13 protein-coding genes are annotated in these 18071 nt (G+C 47.5%); 6 read left to right on the top strand and 7 right to left on the bottom strand.

Going from position 1 to position 18071, the window contains the following annotated elements; all coding sequences use genetic code 11:
* Window positions 1–33: 33 nt before the first annotated feature.
* On the bottom strand, window positions 34–1536 hold the full coding sequence (locus tag ICN10_RS02840; protein WP_216212362.1) for a tripartite tricarboxylate transporter permease: 1503 nt from the start codon (window positions 1534–1536) through the stop codon (window positions 34–36).
* Between the two features lie 19 nt (window positions 1537–1555).
* A complete protein-coding gene (locus ICN10_RS02835; RefSeq protein ID WP_216212359.1) occupies window positions 1556–2017 on the bottom strand; it encodes a tripartite tricarboxylate transporter TctB family protein in 462 nt (153 codons plus the stop codon).
* 122 nt (window positions 2018–2139) lie between these two features.
* Between ICN10_RS02835 and alaS the strand changes: the two genes are divergently transcribed.
* Together alaS and ICN10_RS02825 are read left to right on the top strand one after the other, a co-directional pair.
* Entirely contained in the window at window positions 2140–4764 is a 2625-nt protein-coding gene (alaS, locus tag ICN10_RS02830) for an alanine--tRNA ligase (protein WP_216212356.1), read from the top strand.
* On the top strand, window positions 4761–5006 hold the full coding sequence (locus ICN10_RS02825) for a sulfurtransferase TusA family protein (protein WP_216861045.1): 246 nt from the start codon (window positions 4761–4763) through the stop codon (window positions 5004–5006). The genes alaS and ICN10_RS02825 overlap by 4 nt, the downstream gene beginning before the upstream one ends.
* 65 nt (window positions 5007–5071) lie before the next feature.
* On the opposite strand, the gene galU is transcribed toward ICN10_RS02825, so the two are convergent.
* Window positions 5072–5956, bottom strand: coding sequence for a UTP--glucose-1-phosphate uridylyltransferase GalU (galU, locus tag ICN10_RS02820; protein WP_216212353.1), 885 nt, complete (start codon window positions 5954–5956; stop codon window positions 5072–5074).
* Between the two features lie 31 nt (window positions 5957–5987).
* Window positions 5988–8879, bottom strand: coding sequence for a valine--tRNA ligase (locus ICN10_RS02815; protein WP_216212350.1), 2892 nt, complete (start codon window positions 8877–8879; stop codon window positions 5988–5990).
* 24 nt (window positions 8880–8903) lie between these two features.
* Here ICN10_RS02815 and ICN10_RS02810 point away from each other — a divergent pair, with 24 nt between their 5' ends.
* The gene (locus tag ICN10_RS02810) at window positions 8904–11270 is read left to right on the top strand and encodes a UvrD-helicase domain-containing protein (RefSeq protein WP_216212347.1); all 2367 of its coding nucleotides are present in this window, start codon (window positions 8904–8906) and stop codon (window positions 11268–11270) included.
* Window positions 11271–11279: 9 nt separating this feature from the next.
* On the opposite strand, the gene ICN10_RS02805 is transcribed toward ICN10_RS02810, so the two are convergent.
* From ICN10_RS02805 to ICN10_RS02795, 3 genes are read right to left on the bottom strand one after another with little or no spacing between them, the layout of a single operon-like run.
* Window positions 11280–12059, bottom strand: a complete 780-nt coding sequence (locus tag ICN10_RS02805) for a BPSS1780 family membrane protein (RefSeq protein ID WP_216212344.1) — start codon at window positions 12057–12059, stop codon at window positions 11280–11282.
* A complete protein-coding gene (locus ICN10_RS02800; protein WP_216212342.1) occupies window positions 12056–13030 on the bottom strand; it encodes a homoserine kinase in 975 nt (324 codons plus the stop codon). Before ICN10_RS02800 ends, ICN10_RS02805 begins: the two co-directional genes overlap by 4 nt.
* Window positions 13031–13062: 32 nt before the next feature.
* A complete protein-coding gene (locus tag ICN10_RS02795; protein ID WP_255536789.1) occupies window positions 13063–13437 on the bottom strand; it encodes a hypothetical protein in 375 nt (124 codons plus the stop codon).
* Between the two features lie 116 nt (window positions 13438–13553).
* Here ICN10_RS02795 and polA point away from each other — a divergent pair, with 116 nt between their 5' ends.
* Genes polA through ICN10_RS02780 form a run of 3 tightly spaced genes read left to right on the top strand, consistent with a single transcriptional unit; the run spans window position 13554 to window position 18070 of the window.
* A complete protein-coding gene (gene polA, locus ICN10_RS02790; RefSeq protein ID WP_216212337.1) occupies window positions 13554–16379 on the top strand; it encodes a DNA polymerase I in 2826 nt (941 codons plus the stop codon).
* A gap of 36 nt (window positions 16380–16415) precedes the next feature.
* Window positions 16416–17291: a dienelactone hydrolase family protein gene (locus tag ICN10_RS02785; protein WP_216212336.1), complete on the top strand. Its 876-nt coding sequence runs from the start codon at window positions 16416–16418 to the stop codon at window positions 17289–17291.
* Window positions 17292–17296: 5 nt separating this feature from the next.
* Window positions 17297–18070: a ZIP family metal transporter gene (locus ICN10_RS02780; RefSeq protein WP_068320774.1), complete on the top strand. Its 774-nt coding sequence runs from the start codon at window positions 17297–17299 to the stop codon at window positions 18068–18070.
* Window position 18071: the final 1 nt, after the last annotated feature.

The following is an 18071-nucleotide window of genomic DNA, read 5'->3' as shown; positions in this document are numbered from 1 at the left end:
GCTGCGGGCTTGTTTCTGGAGAGGTGGCGGGAATTAATCTTCCACAAACGCCTCTTCGCGAGTCTTCTTCACTGCTGGCAGAGCCACGATCACTACCAAAAGGGCTGCTGCAATCAGCAAGCCTAAGGAAAGTGGGCGGGTTACAAAAGTGGAGAAGTCACCACGAGATAACAATAGGGCGCGACGGAAGTTTTCTTCCATCATTGGTCCGAGCACGAAGCCCAACAACAATGGAGGTGGTTCGCAACCCAGTTTGAAGAATAGGTAACCAATCAAGCCAAAGCCTGCGGTTACATAAACATCAAACACAGTGTTATTTACGGTGTACACGCCGATACAGCAGAACACCAAAATTGCTGGGTAGAGGAAGCGATAAGGAATCTTCAAGAGCTTTACCCAGATACCAATCAAAGGCAAGTTCAAGAGAATCAACATCACGTTACCAATCCACATGGAAGCAATCAGACCCCAGAACAAAGCTGGGTTGCTGGTCATTACCTGTGGACCTGGTTGGATGTTATGAATAGTCATCGCGCCAACCATCAAAGCCATCACGGCATTTGGTGGGATACCCAATGTGAGCAATGGAATGAATGAGGTTTGAGCAGCAGCGTTATTTGCTGCCTCAGGACCAGCAACACCTTCAATCGCACCTTTGCCGAACTCACTGCTGTACTTGGATGTTTTCTTTTCAACAGAGTAGGCGCCAAATGCGGCCAATGCAGCGCCACCGCCTGGCAGAATTCCCAAAACAGAGCCGATGGTTGTGCCACGCAAAATTGATGGAACCATACGCTTCACATCATTCTTGCTAGGTACCATGCTGGTGAGCTTATTGAGGAAGCCCTCATCGTCACCGGTCTTTTCAAGGTTACCCATGATTTCTGCAAAGCCGAATACACCCATGGCAACCGCAACGAAGCCGATACCATCGCTGAGCTCAGGAATATCAAATGCGTAGCGTGACACACCGGAGTTCACGTCGGTACCAATCAAGCCCATCAAGAGACCCAAGATGATCATGCCAATCGCTTTGATCAAGGAGCCGGATGCCAAAACAACGGCACCGATCAAGCCTAAGACCATCAGCGAGAAGTACTCGGCGGGACCAAACTTAAATGCGAGTTGAGAAAGCGGCGCTGCAAAAGCTGCCAATACCAAAGTTGCTACGCAACCTGCGAAGAAAGAGGCGGTACCTGCAGTGAAGAGGGCAACACCAGCTCGACCATTGCGGGCCATTTGGTAGCCATCAATCGCGGTTACCACCGACGACGTCTCCCCCGGAATGTTGAGCAAAATCGCTGTAGTAGATCCACCATATTGTGAGCCGTAATAAATACCAGCCAACATAATCAAAGCAGCGATTGGAGGCAGGGCATAGGTTGCTGGCAACAACATCGCAATCGTTGCGATAGGGCCAAGACCTGGCAGAACACCAATCAATGTCCCTAAGATACAGCCGATAAGGCAGTACAGAAGATTTTGTAATGTGAACGCGGTATCAAAACCGAGAGCTAAGTTAGCAAATAAATCCATTTTTCAGAGTCCCGGTTCGTTATTGTTGTAGGAATACAGGCAGGAGTGGGAACTGAAGTTTCAGGCCCAACACAAACACTGAATAAGTAAATGTCACTAAGAAGGCTGCATTAATAGCAGTGCCCTTCCAAGTAAATTCTCTGCTGGCGCTAGCAGCAACAAAAACCAATACCACGATGGCAACCAAGAATCCCATACGTGGAAGCAATAGACCATAAAGCACTACTGCACCAGTAATTTGCGCCATGATGCGCCAATTAAATTTAGGGATAGATTCAATCGCTGCTTTGGCACCAAAGGCCTTAACCGCTACTAAAAGGCCTAATAGGAACATTAAGATGCCCAAGTAGAACGGGAAATAGCCAGGACCCATTTTGGCGGCAGTTCCCATTGGGTAATTTGTGGCCATGATGGCGAAGAAGAGGCCAATGACCATATACATGATCCCGGCCCCAAAATCCCGTTGATTGCGAATTTTCAAGTTGCTCTCCTTATTGTCGACTTAACTGCCGATTTTTATTGATGTTGTGGGATTGTAAGGCAGGTTTAGCGCTTCTAGCCTAGCGTTTGCCCTAGGCTAGTGCCAATGCGATAATTATCGGCATGAAAGTCTCCCAAATTCGCCAGGCTTACCTGGATTTCTTCGCCCAAAAAGGCCACCAAATCGTCCCGTCCAGCCCGGTAGTTCCGGGGGATGACCCAACCCTACTATTTACCAATGCGGGTATGAACCAGTTCAAGGACGTGTTTTTAGGGTTCGATAAGCGCCCTTACAACCGTGCTACGACTGCCCAAAAGTGCATCAGGGCAGGTGGTAAACACAATGACTTGGATAACGTGGGTTATACCGCTCGCCATCACACCTTTTTTGAAATGTTGGGAAATTTCTCGTTTGGGGACTATTTCAAGAAGGAAGCCATCCAATTTGCCTGGGACTTATTGACCCAGACATTTAAATTACCTAAAGAAAAGCTCTTGGTAACGGTGTACGCCGAAGATGATGAGGCTTTTGAGATTTGGAATAAACAGATTGGCATTCCAGTTGATCGCATTATTCGCATTGGCGATAACAAGGGCGCACGCTACGCATCAGACAACTTTTGGATGATGGGCGACACAGGTCCATGTGGACCATGCACTGAGATTTTTTACGATCACGGTGACCACATTGCTGGTGGTCCTCCTGGAAGCCCGGATGAAGATGGCGATCGTTATATCGAAATTTGGAATAACGTTTTCATGCAGTTCAACCGAGATGAAGCTGGTGTGATGCATCCACTGCCCAAGCCGAGCGTTGATACCGGTATGGGTCTTGAGCGAATTGCTGCAGTGTTGCAGCACGTTCACTCCAATTATGAAATTGACCTCTTCGTCAATCTCCTCAAGGCTTCGAAGGAAGCGGTAGATGCTGCTGGCGGTGAAAATTGCGATGCAGATAGCCCTTCACTCAAAGTGATTGCTGACCATATTCGTGCATGTAGTTTCATCGTGGTGGACGGTGTGATTCCCGGTAATGCAGGTCGTGGGTATGTCTTGCGTCGTATTGCACGTCGGGCTATTCGTCATGGATATAAGTTGGGCGCACGCAAACCATTCTTTTATCAATTAGTTCCTGCGCTTGTTAAAGAGATGGGTGATGCCTATCCAGAGTTGCGTGCTGCGCAAGATAAAGTGAGTGAAGTTATTAAGCAAGAAGAAGAGCGCTTCTTCCAAACTATTGCTAACGGCATGGAAATTCTGGATGGCGCTTTAGCTGGTGGCGCAAAAGTGGTTGATGGTGAGACTGCCTTCCGTTTGCATGACACTTTTGGATTCCCATTGGATTTAACGGCAGACGTTTGTCGTGAGCGTGGCGTGACGGTGGATGGCGAGGGCTTTGAAGTAGCGATGCAAAAGCAACGCGATCAAGCTAGGGCGGCTGGTAAGTTCAAGGTTGCTCAAGGCTTGGACTACAAGGGCGCGCCTACCCAGTTTCATGGCTATGACACCTTAAAGCATGAGGGCGCTAAAGTAACCGCCCTTTACGTAGATGGTTCAGCAGTGCCATCCGTCAAAGCGGGTGATGCAGCCGTGATTGTTTTGGATAACACTCCTTTTTATGCTGAATCTGGCGGCCAGGTTGGCGATAAGGGTGAGCTACGCAATGAGAGTATCCGTTTTGCAGTCGAAGATACCTTCAAGATTCAGGCGGATGTATTTGGCCATCAAGGAGAAGTGCTTGAGGGCGAACTCAAGGTGGGCGACTCAATTAATGCATTGGTTGATACCCAGCAAAGAGCCGACACAATGCGTAACCATAGTGCAACGCATATTCTGCATAAAGCATTGCGTGAAGTGCTGGGCGATCATGTACAGCAAAAAGGTTCTTTGGTAGACGCTACTAAGACCCGTTTTGACTTTACGCACAATGCACCGATTACCGCAGAACAGATTCGTCGCATCGAAGATATTGTTAACCAAGAGATTTTGGAAAATACAGCGACTTCAGGCAAGGTGATGTCTTTAGATGATGCGCAAAAGACTGGTGCCATGATGCTCTTTGGTGAGAAGTATGGTGATGAAGTACGTGTGCTCGAGATTGGTAGCTCTAAAGAGCTCTGTGGTGGCACGCACGTATCCCGCACTGGTGACATTGGCAGCTTAAAGATTGTTTCTGAAGGCGGCGTTGCTGCTGGCATTCGCCGTGTTGAAGCCGTGACCGGTAATAACGCATTGCAATTCTTACAAGGCTTGGAAGATAAGATTAATGAAGCTGCAGCAATTCTGAAAACTCACCCTGGTGATTTGGTGAATCGTGTTGCGCAACTTCAAGAAAGTCTGCGTCAAGCAGAGCGTGACTTAGAAAAAGTGAATTCCAAATTGGCTGCAAGCCAAGGTGATGAACTGGCTGGTCAAGCAATTGATGTCAATGGCATCAAGGTATTGGCTGCTCGTTTGGATGGCGCTGATGCAGGTGTGCTCCGTGAAACGATGGATGCCCTTAAAGCTAAGCTCAAAACTGCAGCTATTGTGTTGGCATCAGTTCAGGGCGATAAAGTTAGCTTGATTGCCGGTGTAACAGCTGATTCGATTGGCAAAGTGAAAGCAGGCGACCTTGTGAACTTTGTGGCCCAGCAAGTGGGCGGAAAAGGTGGCGGCAAACCTGAGATGGCAATGGCTGGGGGCACAGATCCAAGTAAGTTAGGTGCTGCTTTGGCAGGCGTCAAAGACTGGGTGGCAAGTAAATGAGTGATGCGGTGAATATTGCTTTTAATGCTGAGGTTGATGCCATTGGTATGAACTGCCCATTACCAATCTTGCGCACCAAAAAAGCTTTGGCAACTATGCAGTCTGGCGAGGTCTTAAAGATTAAGGCGACCGATGCTGGCGCGGCTCATGACTTTCCGGCATTTGCCAAGCAAACTGGTAACGAGTTGCTAGCCAGTACCACCGAAGGTGATGTGCTGGTGTTTTTTATGAAGCGCAGGTAGTGGACCTCAATGACAATAAAAAAGGCAGAGATCTCTCTGCCTTTTTTATTTCGGCCAAAAGCAAATTAAGTCAATGAGCGGCTCTTGAGGTAAGCAGCAAAGTCAGCAGAGACTTCAGGGTGGCGCAGAGCAAACTCTACTGAAGCCTTGAGGTAGCCCAACTTACTGCCACAGTCATAACGCACGCCATCGTACTCATAAGCAAATACCGGCTCTTCCTTGAGTAAAGAGGCAATGGCATCAGTCAGCTGAATCTCGCCACCTGCACCAGGCTTGAGATTGCGAATATGGGTAAAGATATCGGATGAGAGAACATAACGCCCTACCACCGCTAAATTAGACGGCGCATCCTTTGGTTGTGGCTTTTCTACAATGCCGTTAAGGCGATAAATACCTTTGGCAACTTCGGCGCCAGAAACAATTCCATAAGAGCTGCTCTTGGCAGGATCAATCTTTTCAACCGCAACTACAGAGCCATTTTGCTCTTCAAAAACTTTTAGCATTTGCTTGAGAACTGGAGGCTGGCCATCCAACAAGTCGTCGGCCAAGATGATGGCAAATGGCTCATCGCGCACTAACTTCTCCGCACATAAAACTGCGTGACCTAGGCCAAGCGCTTCTGGTTGGCGCACATATACACAATCTACATGGCTAGGCTTAACGTTGCGAACGATATCGAGAAGAGCCTGTTTGTTTTTAGCCTCTAATTCAGCCTCGAGCTCATATGCTTTGTCAAAGTGATCTTCAATAGCGCGTTTGCTGCGACCAGTAACAAAAATCATTTCAGTAATACCGGCGGCGATTGCCTCTTCAACGGCGTATTGAATGAGCGGCTTATCCACCACATTCAACATTTCCTTTGGGCTAGCTTTCGTTGCGGGCAAAAAGCGTGTACCCAAGCCCGCAACAGGAAAGACTGCTTTGGTGACGGCTTTAGTGCTTAACGGCATATGGGTTCCAATCGCTTTATTTGGCTGCTATTTACTTCAGACGCTCTAATTGTGCAACAAGCTTCTCATGGTTTTGCTCAAAACCAGCAAGACGTTGTTTTTCTTGGGCAACCACTTCGGCTGGGGCGCGAGCCACAAAGCTTTCATTGGTTAGCTTGCCCTTAGCTTTGTTGATTTCATTCGCTAAGCGCTCGATCTCTTTACCAAGACGAATACGTTCAGCAGCAACATCCACCTCAATCTTGAGTAGGAGTTTGATATCGCCCACCAAGGCAATTGGTGCTCCAGGCGCATCTTTTTCCAGGGCAGATTCATCGCTGTAAATCTTAACCTCGGTGAGTTTGGCAAGTGCCATCAAATAAGGTGTGGCTTTTGCCAGGAATTCCTCTGGACCATAAATCCAAAGTGGTACTTTTTGACCTGGGGGAACTTGCATTTCACCACGTAGATTTCTGCAAGCATCCACAATCGCTTTCACCTGAGCTACCCAAGCTTCGCTTTGCTCGTCGATCTTCTCAGGCTGAGCAACAGGATAAGGTTGGAGTGCAATCGTTTGTTTGGTTTGCTTGGCCAATTCTTTGCCGGACTTCGGACCAACTGTTTGCCAAAGCGTTTCGGTAATGAATGGAATCAATGGATGCGCCATGCGCAAGATTGTTTCTAGAACGCGCAACAGGGTGCGACGGGTAGCGCGTTGCTGTGCAGGAGTGCCTGTTTGAAGTTGTACCTTAGCAAGCTCCAAATACCAATCACAGTACTCATCCCAAACAAATTGGTAGATGCTGCTCGCAATGTTGTCAAAGCGATAGTTCTCAAAACCTTTGGCTACATCAGCTTCAGTTCTTTGGAGCTGAGAGACGATCCATTTGTCAGCAGGCGAAAAGTCTAAATAGCCGTCAGGACCACATTGGTTGTCGCATGGTGCTAGACCATTGTCTTCATCGCTGCCTGAGCAGTTCATCAACACAAAGCGAGTAGCGTTCCAAAGCTTGTTGCAGAAATTGCGATAGCCTTCGCAACGCTTTTGATCAAAATTAATGTTGCGACCAAGTGATGCTAAAGAGGCAAAGGTAAAGCGCAAGGCATCCGTACCAAATGCTGGGATGCCATCTGGAAACTCTTTTTTGGTTTTCTTAGAAATGCTCTCGGCTTGCTTTGGATTCATGAGACCGGTAGTTCTCTTGCCTACGAGCTCTTCAATCTGAATGCCGTCAATCAAATCAATTGGGTCCAAAGTGTTGCCTTTGGACTTGCTCATTTTCTGACCTTCGGCATCGCGTACTAGTCCATGAACATAGACAGTATGGAATGGCACTTTTCCAGTGAAGTGGCAGGTCATCATGACCATGCGCGCTACCCAGAAGAAGATGATGTCAAAGCCGGTAACTAGTACAGACGAAGGTAAGAAGTGATTTAAAGCGGGCGTTTCATCTGGCCAGCCTAAGGAGCTAAATGGCACCAGAGCCGAGCTAAACCAGGTATCCAGAACATCAGGATCGCGATTGAGTTTGCCGGTGTAGCCCGCTGCCGCTGCTTTGGCCTTCGCCTCTTCTTCTGAGCGTCCTACAAAAATTTGCCCATCATCGCCATACCAAGCGGGTATTTGATGACCCCACCAGAGTTGGCGGGAGATGCACCAGTCCTGAATATTTTCTAACCACTGGGTATAGGTGTTGATCCAATTTTCTGGAACAAGTTTGATGTCACCTTTAGTGACAGCATCTAAGGCTGCTCCAGCAATGGATGAACCGGGTTGGTATTTGTTGTCCGGACTTGGTTTGGACATTGCCACAAACCACTGGTCAGTCAACATTGGCTCAATGATGGTTTGGGTGCGGTCACCACGTGGCACCATCAATTTATGCGGCTGAACTTTTTCTAATAAGCCAGCAGACTCCAAATCAGCAACTACTTGTTTGCGTGCTGCAAAACGTTCCATGCCTTGATAGGCAGCAGGAGCATTCTCATTAATCTTCGCATCCAAAGTGAGGATGTTGATCATCGGCAATTGATGACGTTGGCCTACTGCATAGTCATTGAAGTCATGCGCAGGAGTCACCTTAACAACGCCAGTACCAAAGTTCAAATCAACGTAGTCATCTGCAATGATCGGAATTTCACGATCACACAAAGGTAAGTTAACGGACTTGCCAATGAGGTGTTTATAACGTTCGTCTTCAGGGTTCACCATCACGGCAACGTCGCCCAGCAAGGTTTCAGGACGGGTAGTCGCGACTGTGAGGTGACCAGAGCCGTCAGTCAATGGATAGCGAATGTGCCACATCGAGCCATCTTCTTCTTCGCTCACTACTTCTAAGTCGGAAACTGCGGTTCCTAAAACGGGATCCCAGTTCACTAAACGTTTGCCGCGATAGATCAAACCTTGTTCGTGTAAGCGTACAAATACTTCCACCACCGCTTTGGACATCTTGCTGTCCATTGTGAAATATTCTTTGCCCCAATCAATCGATGCGCCTAAGCGACGAATTTGTCTAGTAATCGTGTTGCCAGAAGTTTCCTTCCACTCCCACACTTTTTCTAAAAACTTCTCACGACCTAAATCATGACGAGATACTTTTTGCGCATCAAGTTGGCGTTCAACAACAATTTGAGTGGCAATACCTGCATGATCAGTGCCTGGTACCCATAAAGTATTTTTGCCAGACATGCGTGCGTGGCGTACCAAGCCATCCATGATGGTTTGGTTAAAAGCGTGACCCATGTGCAGGGTGCCGGTAACGTTTGGCGGGGGTAGTTGAATCGAAAAATCACCCTTACCCTCATCCATGGTGGCATCGGCAATTCCACGACGCTCCCACTCTGGACCCCAGTAGGCCTCTATCGGGGCAGGTTCATAGGATTTGGCGAGCTCGTCTGCAGAGCTGGCCGCTGGTGAATTAGGGGTATTTGAGGCATTTGGCATAAGAGGCAAATTATAATTGGGCTGATGTACTCAGACTTGCTCGCGAACCTCAATCCAGAACAGCGCGAGGCAGTGACCCTCCCGCCCGTAAATGAAAATGGCCAAGCCCAATCAGCCTTGATTTTGGCTGGGGCAGGGAGTGGCAAGACCCGCGTCCTCACCACCCGTATAGCGTGGTTGATTCAGACCGGCCAGGTATCCCCTATTGGCGTCCTAGCGGTGACCTTTACCAATAAGGCCGCCAAAGAGATGATGTTGCGCTTAAGTGCCATGCTGCCGATTAACACCCGTGGCATGTGGATTGGCACCTTTCACGGCTTATGTAACCGATTATTGAGGGCTCACCACAAAGAAGCGGGTTTGCCATCAACTTTCCAGATTTTGGATACCCAGGATCAACTCTCTGCGATTAAGCGTCTTTTAAAGGGCTTAAAAGTCGATGATGAGAAATATCCCGCCAAGCAGCTGCAATACTTTATTGCACACGCCAAAGAGCGCGGTCAGCGTGCAAAAGATTTATCCCTCGGCGATGACTTTCAGGCCAAGATGGCGCAACTCTATGCTGCTTACGATGAGCAATGCCAACGTGAAGGCGTAGTAGATTTTGCTGAGCTCTTATTGCGTAGTTATGAATTGCTCAAACACAGCGAAGCAATTCGCACACATTACCAAGAGCGCTTCCGTCATATTTTGATTGATGAGTTTCAGGATACGAATGCCTTGCAATATGCATGGCTCAAATTATTGTCAGGCCATGATGCAAGTCGCATCAATGTGAGTGGCATGGGCAGTAGTTCCGTTTTTGCTGTTGGTGATGATGACCAAAGTATTTATGCGTTCCGTGGCGCTGATGTAGAAAACATGCGCCTCTACGAAAAGCAATATCACCCGCTCATGGTGAAGCTAGAGCAGAACTATCGTTCCCATGGCCATATTCTGGATACTGCAAATCATCTGATTGCTAATAATTCAGAACGTCTTGGTAAAAACCTACGCACCGATGCTGGTCATGGCGAGCCGGTCCGAATTTATGAGGCCCCTAGCGATCATGCTGAGGCTGCTTGGTTGGTAGATGAGATCAAGGCTTTAGTAAATAGCGGCATTAAACGTACTGAAGTAGCTTTGCTTTATCGCAGCAATGCACAGTCACGCATCATTGAGCATGCTTTATTTTCTGCGGGCATTCCGTATCGTGTGTATGGAGGTTTACGCTTCTTCGAGCGTGCCGAAATTAAACATGCGCTAGCGTATTTACGCTTGCTTGAGAATCCGAATGACGACACTTCTTTCTCTCGAGTGGTGAATTTCCCGACTCGCGGAATTGGTGCGCGCTCAATTGAAGCATTGCAAGATGCTGCCAGAGCGCAGCAATGTTCTTTGTATCTGGCGGCCTCCACATTAGAAGGTAAAGCTGGTGCAGCTTTGAGTGGGTTTGTTCGCTTAGTGGATCACATGCGTGAGGCCACTCGTCATAACACGTTGCCGGAAACGGTTGAATTTGTGATTCAGAATAGCGGCCTGATCCAGCACTATCTTTCTGAGCGTGAAGGGCAAGATCGCGTAGAGAACTTACAAGAATTGATTAACGCAGCAACTGCATTCATTGCCGAAGAAGGTTATGGCCAAGATGCTGCTGCAGCTATGTTGCCAGGTGAGAATGCCCCTGGCGTTGTAGAAGTTTCTCCACTAGCTGCATTCCTGTCGCACGCTTCCTTGGAGGCTGGCGATAACCAGGCTCAGGCTGGCCAAGATGCCGTGCAGCTGATGACCGTCCACTCAGCTAAGGGCTTAGAGTTCACCTCTGTCTTTATTACCGGTCTTGAGGAGGGTTTATTTCCCCATGAGAACAGTGTGAACGAACAGAATGGGCTGGAGGAAGAGCGTCGCCTAATGTATGTGGCGATTACTCGCGCCAAAGAGCGACTCTATTTATCGCATACCCAATCACGTATGTTGCATGGTCAGGTGCGCTACAACATGCCTTCTCGTTTCCTTGAAGAGCTTCCCTCTGATTCATTGAAGTGGCTTACGCCCAAAGCAAGAGATGCACGTTGGGGTGGCGGCAATTCAAGATCTGGATCTACCTGGCAAGACGGCTATACCCGTCAACGTGAATACGAATCAAATGATTTTTTTGATTCAGGTTCTGAGCGTCAAAGGCCTGCTAAGCGAGTAGGCTCTGCTTCTATGGAAGTGAAAAGACTGGCTTCACCTCCACGTGGAAATTATCCATTCACTATCGGGCAAAATGTTTTCCATACCAAGTTTGGTGAGGGGCGCGTGACTGGTCTAGAGGGTGTTGATGCAGATGCAAGAGCGCAAGTGAATTTCAAGCGTCACGGCATTAAATGGCTACAGTTGAGTATTGCGAAGCTTGCTGCTATTGACTGAAGAATTTAGTTAAACAGGCATCACCACTTCGTTATCTGTGAAGCAAGCTTTCCAGGTCGCATAAAAAGAGCAGTGCATCACAGTGAGACCAGCCATAGAGATGGGAGCAATGATGTACGAGGCTACTTGCCCCAAATTAATGACATCAAAGATCATGCCAATAGTTAAGGGGATGGCAATCAGAATTGCGCTCCAAATCGACAGGTACAAAAAGAATGCGGCTTTGTTGGACCAGCACGCTAGGGCGCTTGAGAATAGGGCTTGAGGCACTGACATATCTTCCCACGCAACTAGCACTGGCGAAAACCACATCAACATCGCCACCGGCACATACAACATCGCACCAAAGAAAAGTACTAGATAGATCTGGCGAATAGCCTCCGGGGTGATGGGTTTGTCACTCGTCATTAAGGGGAGGAGTAATTCAAAGTCAACCAAGAGACTTAAGATAAAGCTTAGCAACACAATCATTGCGGCATATACCAAACCTAATTGCAAAATTCTTTTGCGCACAATCGGGCTAGACTTTAATGCTGCTATGTAGACTGAAGGTTTAATGCGCTCTTTTTGAATTGCTTGGCGACAAGCCGTCATAAATCCTACCGATAAGGTAGGCGTCAAGAGTAATACTGCAAAAACACCGATGACTGGGATGATGACTGCCAGTTGCGCTGCAAATACATACATAAAGACCAGCATTAAGAACCCCAAAGGATTCTGTTTGAATAGCCAAATACCCTGTCTAATCCAGGTATAGCCTTCTTTTGGAGCTACGTAATTGAGTTTCATAGGGATCGACGACTTAAGAGGATGCGTTCAAAGTGCGTGGGATCATGTGGCGTCAGCATTTGTGCGTCACGTGGTAAATAGAAATCCCACAATCTAGAGACCCAGAAGCGCAAAGCCGCTGCACGCAACATTAAAGTCCAGCTTGCCTGTTCTTCTTTGGTGAGTGGGCGAACTGATTGGTAGGCCTTCATAAATGCATCCAAGCGTGCTGGATCAAGATCTTGTTTGTTGTCGGCAAGACACCAATCGTTAGCGGTTACGGCAATATCGAACAACCATTTATCGGTACCTGCAAAATAAAAGTCAAAGAAGCCGCCCAATTGGTCTTGAGATGCATCCGGCCCCTTTGGGTCAAATAAGACATTGTCACGAAACAAATCGCAATGGCTCGCGCCTTGTGGCAAAACATCATACGTGCTTGATGAAAAGAATTCTTCTTGAGTTTTGAGCTCATGGGTAATGAGTTCTTTTTGCGAAGTATTTAAATGCGGCAATACTGAAGGAATCGTTTTTTGCCACCAATCAAGGCTACGAAGATTCTCTTGGTACTTTGAGAAATCTTTTCCAGCCAAATGCATCTTTGCTAGCATCTCGCCAACCAGTGCGCAGTGATTGGATTCAGGTTGTAATCTAGAAAGACCAGGAAGCTTGGTAACAATGGCTGCCGGCTTGCCCTTAAGGGTGAAAAGAATGTCACCCTGTTTATTTTCAATTGGCTTAGGAACTGGGACGCCTTTGTTTGCAAGGTGGCGCATCAGCTCTAAATAAAAAGGAAGCTGCTGTGCAGTCAGCCTTTCAAAGATGGTTAAAACATATTCCTGCTTCTTGCCATCCTTGGCAGTGTCCAAGAAAAAATTCGAGTTCTCAATACCGCCATGTATACCGCGTATTTCACTAGCATGACCAATATTAAAGTCTTGATCAATCCATTGAGCAATATCCTCAAGTTCGATCGGAGTAAATACGGCCATAAACTAAATTAACTAAATGATTTAAACGATTTTTATCTGAGGGGGATGCTGATGCTTGGAACGCTAATCAGATCGGTTTCTTTTGGTGGCCCTGGCATTACTGATGTAGGCGGCGCCATTTCATAGCTGGTGTAAGGTGTTTTTACGTCAACTTGAGTTGGTGAATTCACGTCTTTATATTCAGTAATGGTAGTTCCGTTTTTATCCTTGTACTGAAAATTGGGTTTGCGTTGCTCTGGAGTATTCATGGCACCAGTGGCACTCACCGTTGGCGCGATTGGTTGGTTATTGATGCGGTTTAGTTCTGATGGGCTCAGCGCCTGGCTGTTATTCTGAGCTTGGGCTGAAGTGGCACCCAAAAATCCAAAAACCACTAAAAAGCTAGTTATAGCTAGGGTTTGGCTCATGGAGTGAGTAATTAAGTTCGTTAAATAATGCATTTTTTCACCTTTTTAAGCCTACTCTCGGGCGGTTCCTTAACCAGACCTGTAGGCAATTCACAACTAGATTGTACGATTGCGGTATGACTAAACATAGACTCTTGTTGGTAGACGGCTCTAGCTACCTCTATCGTGCCTTCCACGCCATGCCAGACCTCAGAAATGGGGCTGGAGAGCCCACTGGGGCTATCTACGGCATGGTTAATATGATGCGCAGGGCCCGTTCTGAGCTCAAGGCTGACCATATTGCCTGTGTTTTTGATGCCAAGGGCAAAACTTTTCGCGATGAAATGTACTCTGAGTACAAGGCCCATCGCTCCCCCATGCCGGAAGACCTGGTTAAGCAGATTGAGCCTATTCATGCCATGGTCAAAGCATTAGGTTGGCCTGTGCTCATGGTGAGCGGTGTCGAGGCGGATGACGTGATTGGCACTTTGGCTTGCCAAGCTACTCAAGCTGGATGGGAAACCATAATTTCCACTGGAGATAAAGATTTAGCGCAACTAGTAAACCCTTCTGTCACTCTGATTAATACGATGACAAATGAAAAGTTGGATATTGCTGGCGTTAAAGAAAAGTTTGGCGTGCCTCCTGAATTGATTGTCGATTATTTATCTATCATCGGCGATACCGTTGATAACGTACCGGGTGTTCCTAAAGCAGGACCGAAGACAGCAAATAAATGGCTAGCAGAATTTGGCAATCTCGATAACTTAATGGCTAACGCCGATCAAGTTAAGGGTGTAGTTGGCGAAAATCTTCGCGCCTCACTCGATTGGTTGCCGCAAGCTCGTCAGCTGATTACCGTAAAAACAGATTGCGATTTATCTCCTCATCTGCCTGGGCTAGATGATTTGCATGCGAAGTCAGAAGATGCACCTTTACTGCGGGAGTTATTTGAGCGCTATGCATTTAAAACTTGGTTGCGTGATGTAGAAAAACAGCTCACAAGCCCAGAGAATAAGGGTGAAGCCCCTACATTTGATTTGGCGGGCAGCCCAATTGCTGCTTCCGAAAATGTTTCAGGTGAAGAAAAAAAGACTCGCGTGATCGCGAGCGCACCAACTAAAGATTTATCACAAGAAACTCGCGACTCTCAAGATGCTATAGAGCGTAACTATGAGTGTGTGGTCGATGAAGTTGGATTGGAGAAGTGGTTAAAAAAGATTGAGTCTTCTGAATTGACAGCAGTTGACACGGAAACTACTAGTCTCGATGCGCTTGCAGCAGAGCTTGTTGGAATTTCTTTATCGGTGAAGCCAGGGGAGGCTTGTTACATTCCGGTTGCACATCGCAATGGTGAGGTGCAACTCGATCGTGATTTGGTGTTAGCGCGTATGAAGTCTTGGTTAGAAAGTGAGACTCATTTAAAGGTCGGGCAAAACCTCAAGTACGACGCTCATATCTTCGCTAATTACGGCATTACATTAAAAGGTGTTGCATTCGATACCTTGCTCGAATCATATGTACTCGAGTCCCATCTGCCACACAATATGGACAGCTTGGCTGAGCGCCATCTGGGTATGAAGACTATTCGCTATGAAGAGGTATGTGGCAAAGGGGTTCATCAGATTGGCTTTGATCAGGTCGATCTGAAGATTGCAACCGATTACGCGGCTGAAGATGCGGACATTACATTGCGTCTCCACCTAGAGCTCTGGCCTCAAATTCAGGAGAGCCAAGGCCTGCTCTACATTTATGAGAAGGTAGAGATGCCTGCCATGAGAGTGCTGGGCATCATGGAGCGGAATGGCATTCGGATTGATTCTGCATTACTCGCGAAACAGGGCCAGCAGGTAGGTAAGCGCCTTTTAGAGCTTGAAGGGGAAATCCACAAGCTCGCAGGCCAGCCTTTTAATATTCAGTCACCTAAGCAAATTGCTGAAATTTTGTTTGGTCAGCTTGAGTTGCCAGTGATTAAAAAGACCCCATCAGGCGCGCCATCTACCGATGAAGAGGTTTTGCAAAAGCTCGCAGAAGATTACCCGCTGCCAGCACGCATCTTGGACTATCGCAGTTTGGCAAAGCTGATGTCGACCTATATTGAGAAACTGCCTCGTATGGCTGATCCCAAGACAGGGCGTGTGCATACGAATTTTTCTCAAGCTACGGCCGTTACTGGCCGCCTGGCTTCGAGTGATCCAAACTTACAAAACATTCCTGTACGTACCGAAGAGGGCAGGCGTATACGGGAGGCATTTATTCCGGCAGAAGGTTGTAAATTATTGTCAGCCGATTACTCTCAAATTGAGCTGCGCATCATGGCGCACATTGCTGAGGATGAAAATCTCTTGGCAGCTTTTAGAGATGGCAAGGATGTTCACCAAGCTACCGCTGCAGAGATCTTTGGCGTTCCTTTGGACGATGTGAATTCTGAGCAACGCCGCTACGCTAAGGTGATTAACTTTGGTTTGATCTATGGCATGAGTGCATTTGGTTTAGCGGGCAACTTAGGTATCGAACGATCGGCTGCGCAAAACTACATTGCCAAATACTTTGATCGCTATCCAGGGGTTGCCCAATATATGGAGCGCACTCGTCTTGAAGCCAGAGAGAATGGTTATGTCGAAACGGTTTTTGGGCGCCGCCTTTGGCTGCCAGAGATTAAGGGCTCCAATGGACCCCGTCGCCAGGGTGCCGAACGCGCAGCTATTAATGCCCCAATGCAAGGCACTGCTGCAGACCTCATCAAGTTAGCCATGATTGCTGTAGAAGATTGGCTTGAAAAAGAGCAGTTAAAAACGAAAATGCTGCTTCAGGTACATGATGAATTGGTGTTTGACGTACCTTTGGATGAGATTGACCTGCTGCAGGCTAAGTTACCCGATTTAATGTGTCATGTGGCCCAATTGAAGGTGCCTTTGGTGGTGAGCATCGGGATTGGCGATAATTGGGAAGAAGCGCATTAAGAATCGTAATAAACATTCAAGCGAGGAGACAAAAAAATGAGTAAAGAAATTCAAAATAGTCGACGCAATTTTATGAAGACATCAGCCATTGGCGCTACGGCTCTTGGCGTAGGATTTGTAGCGGCATCTGAGCCAGTTATGGCTGCAGCTATTGAAACTGATTTCAAGGGTCTTAAAGTAGGCGAGCAGATGATTCCAGTAGGCAGGTTTCAAATGCCTGCCTATGTATCCTGTCCTGAAAAAGCAAAGGGTGCTCTACCTATCGTGATCGTGGTGAGTGAGATTTTTGGCGTACATGAATATATTGCTGACGTCACAAGACGTTTTGCAAAACTGGGTTACCTTGCGATTGCCCCAGAATTTTTTACTCGTGCTGGCGATCCTAATACCTATGGAACAGTAGCGGAAATTCAGCAAAATATTGTTGCCAAAACTCCGGACTCGCAGATTTTGAATGACTTGCAGGCCGCATTAGTTTGGGCCGGCAAAAATGGTGGCGATCTGAAAAAAGTTGGTGTGACTGGTTTCTGTTGGGGTGGCCGTATCACCTGGTTATCTGCAACCTTGCCGCAAGTTCGCGCTGGTGTAGCCTGGTATGGTCGCGTGATTGGTGAGAAGACTGAAAATAGTCCACGTCATCCCGTAGATATTGCTGCAGACTTAAAGGCGCCCGTACTTGGTTTATATGGCGCGGCAGATACCGGTATCTCTTTGGAGAGTGTGGAGCAAATGCGTGCCGCATTGGCACAAGCAGCTCCAAAAAATCCGGCTGCTAAAGCATCGATGATTGAAGTGTATCCAGATGCTCCACACGCCTTCCATGCAGATTACCGCGCCACTTATCGTGAGGGTCCTGCAAAAGATGGTTGGGAAAAGTGCCTGGCTTGGTTTAAGAAAAACGGAGTAGCTTAACTAGTATGTCAGTTTTACAAACCATTCTTCTGGTGACCGCACTAGCGGGTACTGCAAGCGCCCTGGTTGCCGCAAGCTGCTCGTTGGCCGTGCTTTCAAAGATGGTAAACAATATGGTGAGCTTGTCGGTCGGAATCTTGCTGGCGACTGCTTTGCTTCACTCGTTGCCAGAGGCATTCAGCATGGAAGGTGTAAACCCTCAGCTTCTGTTTGCTACCTTGCTTGCAGGATTGTTGGGCTTCTTCTTACTCGAAAAAATTGCTTTGTTGCGTCACGACCATCATCACGAAGGTGATGGTCACCATCATCACCATGGGCATGATGCAGAAAATGCAGGTCGTAGTGGCTGGATGATTTTGGTTGGCGATGGTATTCACAATTTCGTTGATGGCATCTTGATTGCTGCAGCTTTTATGGCTGATTATCAAGTGGGCATCTTCACTGCTATTGCGATCATTGCCCATGAGATTCCTCAAGAGATCGGTGACTTCATTGTGTTGCTCAATGCGGGATTCTCACGCGCACGCGCCTTGCTCTATAACTTCATCTGCGGCTTAGCAGCGGTTGTTGGCGGGGTATTGGCGTACTTCTTTTTGGAACGAGCCCATGCAGCAATGCCGTATCTTCTAGTCATTGCTTCTAGCAGCTTTATTTATATTGCAGTGAGTGATCTGATTCCGCAAATGCACCGTCGTCCACATTGGGTTGAGTCATTACGTCAAACCATTTTGATTGCTTGCGGCGTAGGGTTTGTCGTCTTACTTTCTCTGCTGCATTAAC

The organism is Polynucleobacter sp. 86C-FISCH (genome assembly GCF_018882415.1).
Classification (GTDB): domain Bacteria; phylum Pseudomonadota; class Gammaproteobacteria; order Burkholderiales; family Burkholderiaceae; genus Polynucleobacter.
The sequence above is the reverse complement of the archived record's forward strand: the minus strand, read 5'-3'. Positions and strand labels throughout refer to the sequence as shown.